The following is a 17,868-nucleotide window of genomic DNA, read 5'->3' as shown; positions in this document are numbered from 1 at the left end:
ACGAAATTTTTGATCGATCTGAGAACTGGATCGGAACAGTCGTCTGGAAAAATGTAACCGACAACAATCCCACCAGGATCGCTGTTGAGCATGAATACATCTTATGTTTTTCGAAGAACAAAGACCAAGTTGAGAAAGTCTGGAAGAGTTCGATTTCGGATGTGAAGGATCTTCTTGTTCAAATCGGAACTGATTTGACGGAAAAGTATCCGGACGACAGAGAATTAGCTCGCGAATATGCCAAGTGGTATCGAGCGCGTAGAGCCGAGCTATGGCCGCTGGACCGATATAAGTACATCGACAGGGGCGGGGTTTTTACCGGTAGCCAGAGCGTCCACAACCCCGGCAAGGAAGGCTATCGGTATGACGTAATCCATCCGGAGACTCAACGGCCTTGTAAACAACCGCTGATGGGTTACCGTTTTCCGAAGGAAACCATGGACAAACTGCTTGCTGACGGCAAGATTTTGTTCGGTGAAGACGAAAATAAAATTATCGAACTGAAGCTGTATGCCCAAGAATACCAAGAAAAACTGCCTAGTGTCGTGGAGCTGGACGGGCGCACTTCGGCATATGAGCTTCGTTCAATATTCCCAGATCGGAAAAAACCCTTCGACTATGCCAAGCCAAGCGCTCTAGTGGAACAAATGCTGTCCTTCGCTACCAAAAAGGATGCCATCATTTTGGATAGCTTTGCTGGCTCCGGCACAACGGGGCACGCGGTATTAAGGCTAAATGCCAAGGACGGCGGACAAAGACGCTTCATAATGGTTGAAGGCGAAGACTACGTAGATGATCTGACGGCTGAACGTGTGCGGCGGGTAATCGGCGGTGTTCCAGACGCTGATGGCGAGCTTGGAACAGGCCTTGGCGGCAGCTTCACCTATTGCACCCTCGGCGAGCCGGTGGAGCTGGACAAGGTGCTGACCGGCGAGGTCCTGCCACCCTTTGAGGGCATCGGCGCTGCCCTCTATCATATGGCGACCAACACGGCGCTCGACCCTACCGCCATCCGCGAACACGATTTCTATCTCGGGGAGGCTGATGGCCAGCACATCTGGCTGATCTACAGACCCGACCTCGACTGGCTCAAGACACCCGAGGCCGCTTTAACGCTGGCCCGCGCCAAGACCTTCGCGGCCACCGATCCGGAGAAGCGCCACCTGGTGTTCGCCCCGGCCCGGTACGTGTCGCAGAAGATGCTGGCCGAGCAGAACCTGCCGGTCGAATTTGTCCCGCTGCCCTTCGCGCTCTACCGCATCGACCGGAGCTGAGGCATGTTCCGTCAGCTCGACTATCAGGACCGGGTGCTCGAAACCCTCGATGGCTATCTCGACCTGCTCAAGGACAAGAAGGCCAAGGCCGACAAAGTTGCGGCGCTGGCCGCCGCCGACCCTGACCTTGGCCTTGCTGTGCCCGACTTTACCCGGCAGGCATGGGAGGCGATGCGAGACGCGGGCAAGCTTCCACGCTCCCGCGTCGCCATTAGCTTTTCCGAGCGGCAGGACGGCTGCCAGCGGCCCGTGCCCAATGCCGTGCTGAAAGTGCCCACCGGGGGCGGCAAGACCTGGCTGGCGGTTTCTGCCGTGTCGCGCATCATGGGGCGCTACCTCGACCGCAATACCGGTTTCGTGCTCTGGATCGTGCCGAACGAAGCGATTTATGCCCAGACCCTGAAGCACCTGAAAGACCGTCAGCACCCCTATCGGCAAGCGCTCGACCGAGCAGCGGCGGGCAAGGTGCAGATACTGGAAAAGAGTGACAGGCTCGACGCCCGCGACGTGGACGCGCAGCTCTGCGTCATGCTGCTGATGCTGCAATCGGCGGGGCGCGAGAACAAGGAGACGCTCAAGATTTTCCGGGACCGGGGCGACGTGCACGGTTTCTTCCCTCCGGAGGGCGAGCAGCAGGCGCACCAAGCCGCCATCCTCGCAACGCCGAACCTCGACGCCTATCAGGACTTATTCCCCATGGTGAAGGATTCGCTGGGCAATGCCCTGCGCCTCATTCGCCCTATGGTGGTGATGGACGAGGGGCATCGTGCCGTTTCCGAACTCGCCTATTCGACGCTTTACGGCTTTAACCCCTGTTTCGTGCTGGAACTGTCGGCAACGCCGGTGGATGTGCAGCCCAAGGGCGGCAGGAACCCGCATCCGGGGCGCTATGCCAACGTGCTGGCCGAGGTGATGGGTCGCGAGCTGGACCGCGAGGGCATGATCAAGATGCCCCTCAACCTCGACCCAAAGCAGGGCAGCGACTGGAAGGCCACGCTCAACGCCGCCCTCGACCGGTTGCGCGCCATTGATGCCGATGCCAAGCGCCTACGCGCCGATACGGGCCGTTATATTCGCCCGATCATGCTGATACAGGTGGAGCGCACCGGCAAGGAGCAGCGGGACGCAGGCCATATCCATGCCGATGATGTGAAGGACTGGCTTCTGACCGTGGGGTTCGATGAAGCCGAAATCGCCATCAAGACCGCCGAACAGAACGACCTCTCCAATCCGGAGAACCAAGACCTGCTGTCGCCGCTCAACCGGGTGCGGGCCATTATCACCAAGTCCGCCTTGCAGGAGGGCTGGGACTGTCCGTTCGCCTATGTCCTATGCTCGCTGGCGGCCAGCTCCAACCTCAACGCCATGACCCAGCTCGTCGGGCGCATCCTGCGCCAACCGGGGGCGCTCAAGACCGGCATTGGGTCATTGGACGAGTGCCATGTCATTACCCACCATGCGGGCACCGCCGATGTGGTCAACGCCATCAAGGGCGGTCTTGAACGCGACGGGCTGGGCGATCTCGTCCTTGAGGTTGCCCAAGGCGACACCGCGACCAATGGCAAGGTGACGCGCGCGCTGCCCCGCCGCGCCGACTTCGCCTCGACCGAGATTTACCTGCCCCGCGTGATGGTCGCCGAAGGCGGGGATGTGCGCGACCTCGACTATGAAACCGATGTGCTGGCCGGGATCGACTGGCGCGGGTTCGACCCCGCTGCCATTGCCGCTCGCATCCCCGAAAACGCCCAGGCTGCCGAGAGCCAGTTGCAGCGCATCAGCCTGGCCGACAATGGGGACGACCTCATCGTAGGCGAGACGGTGGCGGTCAATCCAGAGCTTCTGGTCTTCGATCCTGCCTATGCTGTGCGGATGATTTCCGATTTCGTGCCGAACCCCTTCGTGGGCCGCGAGATTGTCGGGGCGTTGCTCGCCGCGCTGCGGGCGCGCGGCTTCGACGCCGCTAGGCTGGGGAGCCTGTCGGGCCTGATCGTGGAGGAATTGCGCAAGGGCCTCGACGCCGAGCGCGCCGCCCGCGCTGAAGCCCTGTTCAAGGTTGGGGTGGCGGCAGGACGCATCCAGTTCCGTCTCCGGATCGATGGCCGCAATTGGCGCATGCCGTTTGCCGTGGAAACCACCGAGCCGGTCAATGGCCGTCAGGTTGTCAGCAAGACCGGTGGGCCGCTGGACAAGAGCCTGTTCGCGCCCGTCTATGAGGCCGATCTCAACGGGGCCGAGCAGGACGTGGCTGTCTATCTCGACGGCGAAAAGGCGCTGACATGGTGGCACCGCAACGTCGCCCGCAGCCAATATGGCATTCAGGGTTGGCGGCGGGCGCGGATATATCCCGATTTCATCTTCGCCGTGCGCCACGAGGGCGAGGCAGCGAAGATCACCGTGCTCGAAACCAAGGGCGACCAGCTCGACAACCTCGACACCGCCTATAAGCGCGACGTGCTGGCCTTCCTCTCTGGCCATTTCGCCTGGGACCACACCGCGCCGGTGGGCGAGCTGGAACTGGTGAAGAATGGCGGCGAAACGGTCAACGCCACGCTGATCCTGATGAGCGAGTGGCAGGCCAAGCTGCCGGGCTATCTTTAGGGAGATCACCATGCCGAGCCATCCCACAATGGGGATATTGCAGCGGGCGCTGCGTAAGGCTGCCGAGGAAACCGGCAATCAGGACTTCGCCCGCCAAGCCGACGAGATCGAAGCGCGCGCCACCCCTCTCTCCGACGAACGCACGGTTTTACAGCCGATGGATCGCGCGGCAATCACAGAGGCGTTGGACAATCCACCCCAAGCGACGGAACGCCTGAAAGCGGCGGTCGAACGCCATGGGAAGACGATCATCTCCCGCTGACGGCCCTGCCCTAAGCTGCTTTACGCAAGGCGATCGCTGTCAGCCTGGCTCCCTGCCTTTCCGCTTTCATGGAAAGAAATTCGGCATGAAGCCGTAGGGCTGCACGCAGGTTTGATTGCGTTCGGACTTCCAGCTGCTGGAAGTCCCATGTGGCCTCCAGCGCTTCGATTTCGAGCGCGTGACTTGTGAACGTCCTCCCGGCCAGCAATCTCCTTGCCCTGTTGCATTGAGACTTCGTGTTTCGACACGACTGAGCAGATCGACCTCGTCGCCGAAGCCATTGTGCAAACCCACCCTCTACGTTGGGGATCGTATCGCCTGCCTCTCTCGCAAGGACAACACGCGCTATGGCCTCTGCAAGCTGCGACGGCAGCGCGTTCGCTATCAACTGGTCGATGTCCTTGGCCGTCGCGCTTCCCCAGTCCCAGCCTTCCGGGAACCCTTGAATTCTAGCAACCTGATCCTGGGTGAGGACGGCAGCCTCTTCCACACGAACAGGATCGTCCGGGTGAGGATTGTTCAGATACTTCGGCCATGGCCGTTCTCTTGATGTTCGGATGATAGCAGGGGCCGGCTCTTCTACGGAACGCACCCCTCGCCCATCACCAAACGGGCGCATGTAAAAATGACCCTGGGGCAAGTCAATCACGTCACCCACCACCGTCCGCCGCTCTGAACGTGCGCCCGCCAATGCCGACGCCAAGAAACCGTCACGTTCTCCAAGGCGTCCAACAACGATCCATCGCTTTCGGCTTTGGGGCACTCCAAACCAACTCGCGTCGAGTACCGTTTCGGTCATCCCGTAACCCGCCGCTTTCAACATGTCATTGGCATCCGCCCAAGCCCGCGATTTCTTTGCTTGCCTGACATTTTCCATGACGAACCACCGTGGCCTCGCGATGCTCACATACATGGCAAACGCCCGCGTCATGCTCGCGTTGTCGCCTTCGACCTTCTTTCCCGCCGCGCTATAGTCCTGGCATGGAGGCCCTCCGATGATGATATCCGGGCGAAGCGAAGCCACCATTGGCCCAATGGTAAAAACGTCCTTTAGGTCGTGACGCCAGACATGGCTGCCGACATTTCGTCGGTACGTCGCAACGGCTGGCTCCCAAGCATCATAGGCCTGTACCAGGTCGTATCCCGCACGCCGGAAACCTAGTGACATACCGCCAGCACCGCAGAAAAGTTCAACTGTCCGCATGAGCCCTCTAGCCTGCATAACCGGTTTATCGGTTACGCCAGGTTCTGCTTTTTTCTGTTTCGGCGAGCTTCTTTCACGGCCATGTCTCGAACGGCGCGCTCGGTGAACTTGGCGATGTCGCCTGCCGCCTTCGGGTCAGGAACGCCAAACTCGCCATCATACGCAAGGTGGTCGAGGTTCACGCCAATATCGATCCGATCCAGCGTGTCCTTGAGATGCCGCATGTACACTCCCTTGGCGTACCGGGAGCGTTCAGATGCGCGAATATCGCTTTCGTGACCGGTGATCTCGTCGGCCCACCCCAAGTTCAACCCCTGCATGTTCTGCAGGTCCGTCGCGACGTTGTGCCGGAAGGAGTGGAAGTCCACCAGGAGCTGATACGCATCGATAGCCTTCCGGTATTCGGTGAACCAGGATGAGAACGACGTCGACTGGCGGTTGCCGACGCCCTGCGGCAGAAGCTCGGGGAACAACGGCTCGTCGGGCGCACGCCCGTAGAACCTCTGTTCGAGGAAGCCCATAATCAGAAGCGCCTCCGGCAAGGGCAGATCGCGCTCGCTTCCGTCCGTCTTGCTGTCTGCGATATGGAATGCGTAGATGCCCGCTATCTCATGGATATCGCCAACGGTGAGCGAGCATATCTCGTCTTCACGGGCACCAACCATTCGCCCGATGAGCGGCACCCAGAACTTGGCGTCACGGAATATATGCGTGCCGGATTTTGCTCGGCGACCAAGGCTGGAGCATCCCGTCCAGACCGGTGAGGTGAACAAGGTGGCGACCATATCCTGCGGCCATGCGTTTCGCGCCTTGCGCGCCCGCTTGCCTTGCGGCTTGGGCTGAATGAAGCCGGAGAACGGATTTGGAGTGGCCAGATCGACCTTGCCGGTCTTTGCCAGCCATTTCCAGTATTCAACCAAATTGTTGAAATGCTTATCGACGGTGTTGAGCTTCATGAACAACACGGGTGCCACGCCCTTTACGCCGCTCCTGGCCCGCTGATCGATCTCGGGGGCGTGTGAAACCACCTCTCGCATGGTCATGCCACGCCAACGCTTTTCCTTGTCGTACTTCGAGGGGAGGCCGAATAGCGCGCCCCTGAACTCGGCGGCAACGGCTCTGGTCGCCAGACCAGCAGGGAGGTCCCCAAACATGCCGGCGAACAGGTTCCGGGTTGAGCGACCGTTGCTTGCGGTTTCCAGCTTCCACTCCCCTTCGGTGGTCTTGAATTTTTCGAACGCGTCCCAATGCGCCACCAATGGAAAGTCGGGCAGCTTCGGAGCTGCCTTGACCTGCTGGACGACGCCAGAATGAACCGTAAGAGGTGGCAGCGGGACAAGCTCCCCCCGTTCCAACGCCGACTGCTCATCCATGATCGTTGCCAGCCCGCGAATGAAGGTTCGCGCCAACAGCTTGCCATCGAGAGTTGAGGGGTCAACGTCTGGTGCGGCATCCGTCATGGCTGCCGTGACAACCGGCCCTATGGCGGTGTTTTCATGGCTCACACGCCCAGACAATGCCTGGTTCGCCATGGCCTTGATCTGGGGGCGCACCATCGTGTCGCCAAGAACGCGCATGAGGTCGTCCATTTCACGGGCGTCGTCTTCGCCCATGGTCTCGACTTCGTCCTCACTGAAGAACGTGAACCCGCCCGACAACGCCATGTTCGCCTCCCATTGGCGAACGCTCTCATCCACCCAGGTACGAACCAGGCCTTCGGCCTCGGTACGGCTCATGGTTCTCGCAAGATCGGTCATCAAACTCTCCACTGCCACGCGCAGAAAACGCGCACGTTTTATCGCCAGCGAAAACGAATCCGTTCGGAGCGACACAATAAGCTCGCCCGGAAAATCGAAAGCGACCAGCCCCTTCGGATATCGCATCCGGAATCGGTACTGGTTTCGGTGGCGCTGGAGATAGTGTCCGTGGTGCATGCTGCTGCCTGATGTGTACCCATTTGTGTACCCATCGAGCGATTGGAGGCAGGGCCTCCAGCGTAAGCTGCTGATTCACCTGTAGATTTTTTGAAGTTGCCTGGGGATCCAGGTTCCCCAGCCATTTCTTTTTATTTAATTAAATCAATGACTTAATGAATTCCGTTAGCAGGGTTCGTTAGCACCATTCGGTAGCATTTCTGGGTGTGGAAAACGCCCTATCTTCCAAGGTCGTCACGCATTGCCTTGACCAGTCCGTCAAAAGCGTCGTCGCGCTTCGAACGCGGGCCATCATTGGTATCGACTATCGCTTGAGCAAAGGCGGAAACGTCCTTTGACCCGAAGAGCTGGCAGCGGGTATGCCAGAGAGCGTATTCCTTGGCGTTGGCGTCGGAAGGCTGGACGGCTGCTTTATGCAGTGCCCCCAGCAAGCCCAGGTAGGCTTCTCGCTTCTCTTGGTAGAGCCGATCCATGGTGACGGCGCGGCGTGAAATGAAGTGGTCAATGACCGACTTGATCAGCGACCCCAGCCCCAGCCCGCCCAGCAACGGCAGAACCCATTCCATAGTGATCTCCATCCTAGGACCAAAAGGGCAAGAGACCAAACACTTCAAATGCGAGGGATAAGAGCATCAGCTTGAACGCTAGCCCGGTCATATCTCGCGGTGAACCCGTTTCAACCATGTGCTGGATATAGTCGTCTAATTCCCGGCGATTGGCTTCCACTTGGGCCACATCATAAAAGCCATCACCATCGACCAGGGAACGGGGCGGCAAGTCCCATTTTGCCCTCTGGCCCTTATTCCAATGGTTTTGCTGCTTAGCGAGGCCACGAAGTCCTGCCAACTGGTGCTCTGTCCAGAAGAAGTCCCACCAGCGCGGCGAACCGGCCATCTTTGCGGCAATTTTCTGCCGCTGAGCGTCTGCCTTAGTAGCCTGCTTCAATATCCGTGTAGTCTGAAACCTGAGAAGGCTTCGAACTCCACCAGCAACAGAGTAAATCCACTGCCTGCCAACTAATACCGCAGCCGCGAAACCAATCAGAAGGCCCAAGATCGAAGCCCAAGCTTGAACCGCAACCATATCTGCCCCCGAATCTATTGTGGAACAATAACAAAAGCTCCGCCCAACCACTATGGTCGGGCGGTGCTGGTGTTTGGGCGGGCCGGTGGGACTAGAGGGCTTCCACAGCTTCCACAGCTTCCACAGCTTCCACAGCTTCCGCAGCGGCGCGCAGGTTCGCCACAAGCAGCGGCTTCAATTCCGGGCAATCCCGCCGGATTCCCATCCCTACTTCTGCAACAAGAAGTGCCTTGTGCTGGTCGATGGAAATGCCAGCTTCGATGAAGTTCAGGTGGTCGTGAACTTCATCGTAAAAATTCCAACATTGGGCGGCCGTCATCGCTTTCTGCAACGTGGTCCTGTGCAATGCAATTCCGGCGGATGCGCTGCTGGTTCATCAACTTACTGATGCGGTTATCCAAGGTCATTATACAGCGCCATCCACGACGGCAATCCTGAAATCGCATAGCCGTACTGTCTTCCCTTAAATTTTGTCGGAACCCAATTGACTCATCAAAAAGCCCAAGATAAACGTTTAACAACGTAGAAAAACGTTTAACGGCGCATAAGATGTCGAAAGTGACGATCAGGGAGGTTGCGGAGCGGGCGGGCGTGTCCATCGCCACGGTCTCCAATGTGCTGTCCGGCCGGAAGGCGGTGACGGCCCAGCTTACCAAGCGGGTCAACGAGGCAGCTCGTGAACTGAGCTATCAGGTGGACCGCGCCGCATCGCAACTGCGCTCGGGACGAACGCAAGTCGTCGGTGTTCTGGTGCCGAATTTTAACGACACATTCTTTACCGCCCTGGTTTCGCGCATTGAAAGTCTAGCTGCCACAGAAGGCTATCAGGTCGTGGTCGTATCGGGGCAGGACAATCCTGATGTGGAGGCAGCTCGCCTTGATGCGCTCATGGGATGGCGACCTTCTGGCGTGATCGCCATTCCCGCCACCAATGCTCCCCCTGCCCTGTTATGCCGGGAGGTGGGCTCACTTCCCATCATCCTTGTTGACCGCGTTGGCCAGGACGATCTCGGCTTCGACACTGTTACGGTCGACAATTACGCGGCCGGCTGGGAAACGGCCGAGCACCTGCTGGACAACGGCCACACATCCATCGCCATCGCCTCTTCGGTAAGTGCCTTCCGCCCGATCCGCGAGCGTATCCGCGGCGTTACGGAAAACTGCCTCCGCCACAAGGCTCCGCCCCCGCAGATCATCGAGGTCGGCATCGATCATGAGCGCGGCGCCGATATCCTTTGCGACTGGCTTGATGCCAATTCTCATCCGACCGCCCTTGTCGGCATGACCAACGTGACCACGCTCGCAGCCCTTTCTGCGCTGGCGCGGAAGGGGCTGGAGATTCCCGATGCCATGTCGCTCATCGGCTTCGACGACTACGCCTGGATGACGGCGCGCAAGATTCCGCTGACGGCGGTGCGTCAGCCCATCGAGGTGATCGCGGATCGGGCCTGGGAACACTTGATGTTCCGGATCAAGGGAGGGGCAAGCGGGGTCGAGAACATCGTGCTCTCGGCCAGCTTGCAGGTGCGCAACTCGGTGGCCTGTCTGGCCTGAGAAAATTAGGTTGGCCGCCCGCTTGCGGGCGGTGGGAGAATTGCATGAAAACCTCGTCCATCTGGCGCATGATGCCGCTTCTGGCACCGACCCAGCTCCTGCTGATCAGCGTGATCGTCATCCCCTCGATCTATGTGGTCTGGCTCAGCTTTCATGCGTCGACCTATGGCCAGAACGCCACATTTATTGGTCTCGAAAATTATGTCCGCGTCTTGGGCGATCCCGGCTTCCACAGCGCCCTGTGGAACACCGTCGTGCTCGTGGTCGTGGCCGTTCATCTTGAATTGCTGATGGCGCTGGGCATGGCGCTGCTGTTCAATTCGGGGCTCTGGGGCAGACGGTTTCTGCTGGTTGCGGTGCTGGCCCCCTATGCCGTTTCCGAGGTGGTGGCCGTCGCCATGTGGCGGTTCCTGTTCGATCAGGGCGTGGGGCCGGTGACGGTGTTGATGAGCGCCTTGGGTCTACCGGCGCTGGAATGGTCCTACGAGCCCTCCCACGCCATGATCATGATCGCGGTGCTCACCATCTGGATGCATCTGCCCTTCACCTTCGTCATTCTCTACGCCGCCCGCCTGGCGCTACCGGCCGATCTCTACGAGGCAGCACGCATCGATGGCGCCACGCGCCTGCAGAGCTTCCGCCGTGTCACAATTCCCCTGATGGGGCCCGCTATCCTGGTCGCCCTGCTGTTCCGCTACATTTTCGCATTCCGTATGTTTTCGGAAGTCTGGCTGCTGACCGGGGGCGGACCGGCCCGCACGACCGAGGTCGTTGCGGTCTATCTTTATCAGGAAGCCTTCACCTACAGCGCTTTCGGCCCGGCTTCGGCAACAGCCTGGATCATGGTCGCCGTCTCCATGGTGCTGGCGTCCGGATATATTCTCCTTCTTCGCAGGCAGGTAAAAAATGCGGCTTGAGCGTATCCTGGTCAATGCAGGCAAAACCCTCGCCGTGGTGATGATCCTGCTGTGGTCGCTATTTCCAATCTTTTTCATCGTCAGTTCGTCGTTCAAGCCCGGGCGCGAGATTTTCGCGGTGCCGCCGCAATGGCTGTTCACGCCGACCATCGACCATTATGTGACGCTCTGGCAGCGTTGGGGCATTTTCTTCGAGGCCCTGCTCAACTCCACCATCGTCACCATTGGGGCGACCTGCATAGCGGTCATCGCTTCGACCTGCGCCGGCTATGTCTATTCACGCAGCTCCAGCCGGTTTCTCGATTCGTCGCTGGTGTTCCTGATCGCGGTGCGTCTCATTCCGCCGATCGTGGTCACGCTGCCGCTGTTTCCGATCGTCAACAATCTGGGTCTGGCCGATACGCATTTCGTGCTGGCGGTGCTCTACGCCACCTTCTTCGTATCGCTTGGCACCGTGCTGATGCGCACCTTTATCGATCAGATTCCGCGCGAATTGGACGAGGCCGCCTCCATGGACGGCGCCACCATGCCGGTGATCCTGTGGAAGGTCATCATGCCATTGGCCGCGCCGGGCATCCTCGCCGTTGCCGTATTCGTCGTGGTCTTTGCCTGGAACGAATTTCTCTTCGCCTTCATCTTCACCGGCACCCGCGCCAAGACGGCGCCGTTGGTGATCTCGGAGATGATCGGCTTCATCGAGGGGGTGGATTGGGGCGTGCTGTTCGCCGCATCCACCGTCCAACTGCTTCCCGTGCTGCTCTTTGTAATGGCCATGAACCGCTATCTGGTGGCCGGCCTGACTTCGGGTGCAACCAAGGGATGAACCCCGCCCCGGCCGGATTACCCGGCCGGGCGAAAGCCTCAGTCATAATGGGAGGACTACAATGTCTGATAAAAACACATTTCGCCTGAACCGTCGCACATTTCTCGGAGGCACTGTCAGTGGCATCGCCCTGATGGCAGCAGGCCCCGTCTTTGCCCAGGGCAAGACGCTGCAGGTACTCAGCCACCGCGTGCACCAGACCTCGCTGGGAGAAGGTGATGCCGATCTCCTGGCGGCATGGAAAGCCGAGAACGATGCCGATGTGATCTTCACCACGCTCGACTCCAATCCGCTGATGGACCGGCTCTTCCGCGAAGCCAGCCTTGCCCAGACCGATTTCTCGGTCGGCTATATGGTCGACAATCGCCCCACCAGCGAGAACGCGACCCTGTTCGAGGAATTGCAGGCCTATCAGGACGCAGATCCGATCGAGGATTTCGGCGACATCGCCCCCGGCCTTGTGCAGGGCATGACCATTGACGGCCGCCTGATCGGCATCCCCGTGCGCACCGCGACCCAGGGCCTGTTCTATAATGAGGAATTGCTGGCCGATGCCGGCTTTGACGGCCCTGCCAAGACGCTAGAGGAACTGGTGGAGCAATGCGTTGCCATCTCGGCCAAGGGCAAGGCAACGGGCATGATCCTGGCGTCCGATCTAGCCGTCTTCCCGGTGATGTTCGCCCGCGCCTTTGGCGGCGACTATATCAGCCAGGATTTCGAGCTGCTTCCCAATCCGGCAGCCATGGAAACGGCCCTGACGGTGCTGGCGGACATGTTCGCCAAGGGCGCCCTGCCGCGCAGCTACGCCACCAATAAGGGCGAAGAGCTGCTCACCTGGATGCAGCAGGGCCGCGCCGCCTATTCGGTCCTGCCCTTTGCGCGCATGGGGCAGCTCTCCGACCCGGCGCTGACCGACTATGCCGGCAAGATCAAGGTCACTGCCTTCCCGGGTTCGGAAAGCCTGCCGGCCGAGGTGCCGATGTCTTCCGTGGTGGAAGCCTGGGCCATGACCATTCCGGCCAATGCGGTCGATAAGGAACTGGCCTGGAAGTTCATCAAGGAAGTCTCTTCCAAGAAGAACACCCTCGGCATGGCTCTCAATGGCAACGGTCCTGCCCGTGTATCGACCTTCCTCGATCCCGAGTTGACCAGCAAGAACGACTTCGCAACGGTCGAATCCGAAGTGCTGGCAACGGCGCGGGGCGCCTTCCCGCCCTTTGGCGAAGCCGCCCGCGCCCAGCAATTGTTCCTCGAGGAAGTCCAGCTGGCCGTTCTGGGCCGCAAATCGCCGGCTGACGCGGTTGCAGCGATCCAGACGCGCATCCAGCCCCTGCTGCCCGCCTGACCTCGTCAGCGCCGGAGGCGGCCTGCCTGCCTCCGGCCTCCGATTCACCCAGCCTTTCAGGATTTCATTATGTCCGCTCCCCTCAGCTTCACCGAACCCGCGCGCGAAATTCCCGTCACGGCGGAATATGACGTTCTTGTTGTAGGCGGCGGCCCCGCGGGTCTGACCGCGGCCCTTGCCGCCGCCGAGGACGGCATGAAGGTCGGCCTGCTCGAAAGCCGCAGCTTCGTTGGCGGCAATATGACCATCGGCTTGCCCGTGCTTGGCTTTCTCGGCCAGAAGGGCAATCAGGTCATCTATGGCCTGCCGCAAAAATTCATCGATCGCCTCAAGGTGCGCGATGCCGCTTCCGAGCATCGCCCCTGCCCGCTGCATATGGGCATCACCCTGGTCGAGCCCGAGGCGGTCAAGACCGTTGGCCTGGAAATGCTCACCGAGGCCGGGGTGGACGTGCAGTTCTACACCTTCGTGGCCGGCGTGATCATGAGCGAGGACAAGCGCAGCATTCGCGGCGTCGTCACCGAGAGCAAGAGCGGGCGCAGTGCCGTTGTCGGCAAGATTGTCATCGACTGCACCGGCGATGCGGACGTGGCCTATCGGGCTGGCGTCGGCACGGAAAAGGGCAATGAGCATGGCGGCATGCAGCCGCCGACGCTGATGTTCTGCCTGGCCAATGTGGACACCGAGAAGCTGCGCACCTCCATCGCGGTCGAAAAGCGCACCTATCTCACCGACTTCATCCCGGCAGAATATTTCGGGCAGAACAACCAGTTCATCGTGGTGGGCCTGCGCGAGCTGATCGCCAAGGCCCGGGCCGAGCGCAATCTCGATATTCCGAACGAACGCACGATCATCATCACCGGGCTCAAAAAGGGCGAGGTCTGGATCAACATGACCCGCGTTACCGGCACGGATGGCACCGACGCCCGTTCGCTGACCGAGGGCGAAATCGTCGGCCGTCGCCAGATCGACGACATCATCGAATATCTGGTCAACTACGTGCCCGGCTTCGAGGATGCTCATTTCGCCAGGACCGCGCCCTTTCTGGGCATCCGCGAGACCCGCCGCATCGTGGGCCATTACACCATGAACGAGCAGGACGTCCTGGGGTGCCGGCACTTCCCCGATGCCATTGCAGTGGCATCCTATCCGATCGATATCCATCGCCCCGGCGACGAGGGCTGCACGTTGATCTGGTGCGGCGACTGCTACGACATCCCCTATCGTTCGCTGCTGCCCCAGCACGTGGACAATCTGATTGTCGCCGGCCGCTCCATCTCGGCTACCCATGAGGCCATGGGGGCCATCCGCGTGATGGCAACCTGCATGGCCATGGGCGAGGCCGCTGGCCGGGCCAGCGCCATCGCGGTCAAGCAGCACATCCAGCCCGCCCAGGTCGATGTTCACCAATTGCGCCGGCAGCTGCTTGAAAAAGGCGCCTATCTGCGAGGTCTCGAAGGCGAACGCCTGACGCCGGAAACGGAAAACATATCCGTTCCGGCCTGATGACCCATTCCGGGGGCTTCGGCCCCCGGAACGCGCAGCGACAGGAGAAATTCATGGCTCGATTGAAATTGAGCGGTATCAAGAAGAGTTTTAGCGGCGTCGAAGTCATCAAGGGCGTGGACCTTGATATCGACGATGGTGAATTCGTCGTCTTTGTCGGCCCTTCGGGTTGCGGCAAGTCCACCCTTCTGCGGCTCATTGCCGGGCTGGACGAGATCACGGCCGGCACTTTGGAACTGGACGGAAAAGCCAGCAATGACGTGCCCTCCCGGGATCGCGGCATCGCAATGGTGTTCCAGAGCTATGCGCTTTATCCTCATCTGACCGTCGCTGAAAATATGGGGTTCAGCCTGACGCTGCGCAAAACCCCCAAGGCAGAAATCGCCCAGAAAGTGGCGCAGGCGGCCAGGATTCTTCAGCTCGATCACCTGCTTGAACGCAAGCCGAGCCAGCTTTCGGGCGGCCAGCGCCAACGTGTTGCGATCGGCCGCGCCATCGTGCGGCAGCCGTCGATCTTCCTGTTTGACGAGCCCTTGTCCAATCTCGACGCGGCGTTGCGCATGGAGACACGCGCCGAGATCGCCAAGCTGCATCGCGACCTCGCCGCCACCATGATTTACGTCACCCACGATCAGGTCGAGGCCATGACGTTGGCCGACAAGATCGTCGTGCTCAATGGCGGCCTCGTCCAGCAGGTTGGCTCGCCCATGGAGCTTTACAAAAACCCGCTCAATACCTTTGTGGCCGGCTTCATCGGATCGCCCAGGATGAACCTTCTCAAGGCCGAGGTTTCCGCGATCGAAGGCGGAATGGCCACGATCGATCTGCCTGGTCTTGCCGGCGTCACAGTGCCAGCCGGCCACGTAACCACGCCGGGCCCGGCCGTTTTCGGCGTGCGTCCGCAGGCGCTGTCTCTGACCCAAGGCGCGCATCGCCTCACCGGCCAGATTTCACTTATCGAGCGCATGGGGCCGGAAACGGTCATCAACCTGACCTCGCCTACCGGCGAGACCCTTGTCGCGGTCCTGCCGGGAGACCCGCCGCTGGTGCTCGACCAGCAGGTCACCCTCTCTTTTGCAGCAGAAGACGTACACCTCTTCCCCGCCGACGCATAATCTTAGGAACAAACGATCAAATGGCACAAAATCTGGCGGGCAAGAGCGCGGCGATTACTGGCGCAGCATCAGGTATCGGTCTTGAATGCGCGCGACATCTGGTGGCCGCCGGGGTCAAGACATTTCTGGTGGATCGCAATCTCGACGCATTGCAGACGGGTGCCGCTGAACTGGGGGAACTGGCCATTCCCGTTGAGGTCGACCTGCTGCGGCCAGAAAGCGTGGCGCAGATGCTGCCGCGCATTCTCGAACATACCGGCAGGCTCGATATTTTCCATGCCAATGCCGGCGCCTATGTTGGCGGTCCGATCGTCGATGGCGACCCTGACGCCTGGGATCGCATGCTGAATTTGAACATCAATTCGGTATTCCGCTCGGTGCATGCCGTGCTCCGGCACATGGTCGGGAACGGATCGGGCGACATCGTCATCACCTCCTCGATCGCCGGCGTCGTGCCAGTGCTGTGGGAGCCGATCTACACCGCCTCCAAGCATGCCCTCCAGGCCTTTGTGCATACAGTGCGCCGACAGGTGGCGGAAAACGGCGTGCGCGTCGGCGCCGTCCTGCCCGGCCCGGTGGTGACCCCGCTGATCGACGACTGGCCCAAGGCCAAGCTCGAAGAGGCATTGGCCAATGGGAGCCTGATGGAGGCAGAGGAAGTGGCAGAGGCAGTGATATTCATGCTGACGCGCAATCCCAAGGTCACCATACGCGACCTGGTCATCCTGCCGCGCAGCCTCGACCTCTAGGAAATGATCATGGGGCCCTGTTTCATCGGCATTGATGTCGGCACAGGTTCGGCTCGCGCCGGCATTTTCGATGCGCAGGGACATGAACTGGCATCGGCGAGCCGGCCGATCCGGACCTGGCGGCCGGAAGCCTTTCATGCCGAGCAATCCAGCGGCAATATCTGGCAGGCAAGCTGCGACGCCGTGAAGGAGGTCATGGAAATGGCTGGCCTCGCAGCAGATGCCATCAAAGGAATCGGCTTTGACGCGACCTGTTCGCTGGTTGTCCTCGATGAAGCTGGCAATCCAGTTGCCGTGAACCAGGACGGCGACGACGATCGTAACATCGTTTTGTGGATGGACCAGAGAGCGCGGGAAGAAGCCCGGGAGATCAACGAAACGGGGGCGCGCGTCCTCGACTATGTCGGGGGCCGAATTTCCCCGGAAATGGAAACGCCGAAGATCCTCTGGCTCTCCCGGCATCTGTCGAAAACTGTCGAGCGGGCCGCCCATTTCCTCGATTTGGCGGATTTTCTGACCTTCAAGGCAACGGGGAGCCTGACGCGCTCCATCTGCACTTTGACGTGCAAATGGACCTACCTAGCCCATGAAAACAAATGGGACCGGGACTATTTCGAAACCATCGGCCTTGGCCCCCTGGCCGAGGATGATTTTGCGCGGATCGGTACGGAAGTCAGCGCCCCCGGCACCACCCTCGCATCGGGCCTAACCGCGCAGGCCGCTACCGAGCTTGGTCTTAACCCCGGCACAGCCGTCGGCGTGGGGATGATCGATGCCCATGCAGGCGCCATCGGCACCCTGGGCGCCGAAGGTCTCCCTGGCGCCATTGGCACCCGCCTCGCCTATGTATTCGGCACCTCTGCCTGCACACTTAACGTCACGGCGGAACCCGCCTTCGTTCCAGGCGTCTGGGGGCCCTATAAGAACGCACTCCTGCCCGACCTCTGGCTCAACGAGGGTGGGCAGTCAGCCGCTGGCGGTGCCATCGATCACCTGGTCCAATCTCATCCCTTCTCGCCCCGGGCGCAAAAAGAAGCCGCAAAAGCTGGGCAAAGCCTGACCCAGTGGCTGGAAAGCCGCGCCCGGCTCATGCTGGAGGGCGCATCACCGGCCGAAATGGTCGCCGGCATCCACGTCGTTCCCGAATTCCTGGGCAATCGCGCACCCTTTGCCGATCCCGCAGCGCGTGCAGTCATTGCCGGGCTGGGGCTGGAAGGGGATGAAGACAGCCTTGTCAGGCTCTATATCGCCGGGGTGATGTCCATCGGCTATGGCCTGCGGCAAATCCTCGATGCACTGTCCGCCCAGGGTGTCGAAATCACCAGCGTGGTCATCAGCGGCGGTGCGGCTCGAAGCCGACTGGTGCGCCGGCTCCTAGCCGACGCCGCCGACATTGCCATAGCGACGGTGGAAACCGATGAGCCGGTGCTGCTGGGCTCGGCTATGCTTGGCGCCATGGCCGCCGGTCATGGCCTCGGTCACCTCCATCAGCAGGGAAATTCCC

16 protein-coding genes are annotated in these 17,868 nt (G+C 60.4%); 11 read left to right on the top strand and 5 right to left on the bottom strand.

The genetic code is table 11. The features are described 5' to 3' along the window. The 3 genes from VDP82_RS03750 to VDP82_RS03740 form a co-directional block, all read left to right on the top strand. Nucleotides 1-1,274: site-specific DNA-methyltransferase (locus VDP82_RS03750; protein WP_323013501.1), on the top strand; the 1,274-nt coding region annotated here is incomplete at its 5' end. A gap of 3 nt (nucleotides 1,275-1,277) precedes the next feature. Further along, nucleotides 1,278-3,872 carry a DEAD/DEAH box helicase gene (locus VDP82_RS03745; protein WP_323013500.1) on the top strand — a complete coding sequence of 865 codons (2,595 nt, stop codon included), beginning with the start codon at nucleotides 1,278-1,280 and terminating at the stop codon, nucleotides 3,870-3,872. A 10-nt stretch (nucleotides 3,873-3,882) separates the two neighbouring features. Beyond that, nucleotides 3,883-4,134 (top strand): DUF1778 domain-containing protein, encoded by a 252-nt coding sequence (locus VDP82_RS03740; RefSeq protein WP_323013499.1) that lies wholly within the window; start codon nucleotides 3,883-3,885, stop codon nucleotides 4,132-4,134. A 10-nt stretch (nucleotides 4,135-4,144) separates the two neighbouring features. Here VDP82_RS03740 and VDP82_RS03735 read toward each other — a convergent pair whose 3' ends face one another. From VDP82_RS03735 to VDP82_RS03715, 5 genes are all read right to left on the bottom strand, one after another. Beyond that, on the bottom strand, nucleotides 4,145-5,338 hold the full coding sequence (locus tag VDP82_RS03735) for a DNA (cytosine-5-)-methyltransferase (protein ID WP_323013498.1): 1,194 nt from the start codon (nucleotides 5,336-5,338) through the stop codon (nucleotides 4,145-4,147). A 32-nt stretch (nucleotides 5,339-5,370) separates the two neighbouring features. Then, the gene (locus VDP82_RS03730) at nucleotides 5,371-7,272 is read right to left on the bottom strand and encodes a tyrosine-type recombinase/integrase (RefSeq protein WP_323013497.1); all 1,902 of its coding nucleotides are present in this window, start codon (nucleotides 7,270-7,272) and stop codon (nucleotides 5,371-5,373) included. Nucleotides 7,273-7,490: 218 nt separating this feature from the next. Then, complete coding sequence (locus tag VDP82_RS03725; protein WP_323013496.1) at nucleotides 7,491-7,838, bottom strand: hypothetical protein; 348 nt, start codon at nucleotides 7,836-7,838, stop codon at nucleotides 7,491-7,493. Between the two features lie 13 nt (nucleotides 7,839-7,851). Then, nucleotides 7,852-8,325, bottom strand: coding sequence for a hypothetical protein (locus VDP82_RS03720; protein ID WP_323013495.1), 474 nt, complete (start codon nucleotides 8,323-8,325; stop codon nucleotides 7,852-7,854). Between the two features lie 121 nt (nucleotides 8,326-8,446). After that, complete coding sequence (locus tag VDP82_RS03715) at nucleotides 8,447-8,674, bottom strand: hypothetical protein (RefSeq protein WP_323013494.1); 228 nt, start codon at nucleotides 8,672-8,674, stop codon at nucleotides 8,447-8,449. Between the two features lie 230 nt (nucleotides 8,675-8,904). Between VDP82_RS03715 and VDP82_RS03710 the strand changes: the two genes are divergently transcribed. From VDP82_RS03710 to VDP82_RS03675, 8 genes are all read left to right on the top strand, one after another. Next, nucleotides 8,905-9,909, top strand: coding sequence for a LacI family DNA-binding transcriptional regulator (locus VDP82_RS03710; RefSeq protein WP_323013493.1), 1,005 nt, complete (start codon nucleotides 8,905-8,907; stop codon nucleotides 9,907-9,909). Nucleotides 9,910-9,953: 44 nt separating this feature from the next. Then, nucleotides 9,954-10,826: a sugar ABC transporter permease gene (locus VDP82_RS03705; RefSeq protein WP_323013492.1), complete on the top strand. Its 873-nt coding sequence runs from the start codon at nucleotides 9,954-9,956 to the stop codon at nucleotides 10,824-10,826. Further along, entirely contained in the window at nucleotides 10,816-11,649 is an 834-nt protein-coding gene (locus VDP82_RS03700) for a carbohydrate ABC transporter permease (RefSeq protein WP_323013491.1), read from the top strand. The genes VDP82_RS03705 and VDP82_RS03700 overlap by 11 nt, the downstream gene beginning before the upstream one ends. A 61-nt stretch (nucleotides 11,650-11,710) precedes the next feature. Beyond that, a complete protein-coding gene (locus tag VDP82_RS03695) occupies nucleotides 11,711-12,994 on the top strand; it encodes an ABC transporter substrate-binding protein (protein ID WP_323013490.1) in 1,284 nt (427 codons plus the stop codon). Between the two features lie 69 nt (nucleotides 12,995-13,063). Further along, nucleotides 13,064-14,500: an FAD-dependent oxidoreductase gene (locus tag VDP82_RS03690; protein ID WP_323013489.1), complete on the top strand. Its 1,437-nt coding sequence runs from the start codon at nucleotides 13,064-13,066 to the stop codon at nucleotides 14,498-14,500. A 53-nt stretch (nucleotides 14,501-14,553) separates the two neighbouring features. Further along, complete coding sequence (locus tag VDP82_RS03685; RefSeq protein WP_323013488.1) at nucleotides 14,554-15,615, top strand: ABC transporter ATP-binding protein; 1,062 nt, start codon at nucleotides 14,554-14,556, stop codon at nucleotides 15,613-15,615. A gap of 20 nt (nucleotides 15,616-15,635) precedes the next feature. Further along, on the top strand, nucleotides 15,636-16,364 hold the full coding sequence (locus VDP82_RS03680; RefSeq protein ID WP_323013487.1) for an SDR family oxidoreductase: 729 nt from the start codon (nucleotides 15,636-15,638) through the stop codon (nucleotides 16,362-16,364). A 9-nt stretch (nucleotides 16,365-16,373) separates the two neighbouring features. Beyond that, nucleotides 16,374-17,868 (top strand): FGGY-family carbohydrate kinase (locus VDP82_RS03675; protein ID WP_323013486.1); only part of this gene is annotated, 1,495 nt, incomplete at its 3' end.

The sequence above is a fragment of the Devosia sp. genome (assembly GCF_034675085.1).
Classification (GTDB): domain Bacteria; phylum Pseudomonadota; class Alphaproteobacteria; order Rhizobiales; family Devosiaceae; genus Devosia.
This window is presented reverse-complemented; position numbering and strand designations above follow the sequence as displayed.

Excerpts from the sequence above, each read along its gene's own strand:
- VDP82_RS03740 (WP_323013499.1), top strand. The coding sequence starts at position 3,883 with ATGCCGAGCCATCCCACAATGGGGATATTGCAGCGGGCGCTGCGTAAG.
- VDP82_RS03745 (WP_323013500.1), top strand. The coding sequence starts at position 1,278 with ATGTTCCGTCAGCTCGACTATCAGGACCGGGTGCTCGAAACCCTCGAT.
- VDP82_RS03730 (WP_323013497.1), bottom strand. The coding sequence starts at position 7,272 with ATGCACCACGGACACTATCTCCAGCGCCACCGAAACCAGTACCGATTC.
- VDP82_RS03690 (WP_323013489.1), top strand. The coding sequence starts at position 13,064 with ATGTCCGCTCCCCTCAGCTTCACCGAACCCGCGCGCGAAATTCCCGTC.
- VDP82_RS03715 (WP_323013494.1), bottom strand. The coding sequence starts at position 8,674 with ATGACGGCCGCCCAATGTTGGAATTTTTACGATGAAGTTCACGACCAC.
- VDP82_RS03710 (WP_323013493.1), top strand. The coding sequence starts at position 8,905 with ATGTCGAAAGTGACGATCAGGGAGGTTGCGGAGCGGGCGGGCGTGTCC.
- VDP82_RS03700 (WP_323013491.1), top strand. The coding sequence starts at position 10,816 with ATGCGGCTTGAGCGTATCCTGGTCAATGCAGGCAAAACCCTCGCCGTG.
- VDP82_RS03685 (WP_323013488.1), top strand. The coding sequence starts at position 14,554 with ATGGCTCGATTGAAATTGAGCGGTATCAAGAAGAGTTTTAGCGGCGTC.
- VDP82_RS03705 (WP_323013492.1), top strand. The coding sequence starts at position 9,954 with ATGAAAACCTCGTCCATCTGGCGCATGATGCCGCTTCTGGCACCGACC.
- VDP82_RS03725 (WP_323013496.1), bottom strand. The coding sequence starts at position 7,838 with ATGGAATGGGTTCTGCCGTTGCTGGGCGGGCTGGGGCTGGGGTCGCTG.
- VDP82_RS03695 (WP_323013490.1), top strand. The coding sequence starts at position 11,711 with ATGTCTGATAAAAACACATTTCGCCTGAACCGTCGCACATTTCTCGGA.
- VDP82_RS03735 (WP_323013498.1), bottom strand. The coding sequence starts at position 5,338 with ATGCGGACAGTTGAACTTTTCTGCGGTGCTGGCGGTATGTCACTAGGT.
- VDP82_RS03680 (WP_323013487.1), top strand. The coding sequence starts at position 15,636 with ATGGCACAAAATCTGGCGGGCAAGAGCGCGGCGATTACTGGCGCAGCA.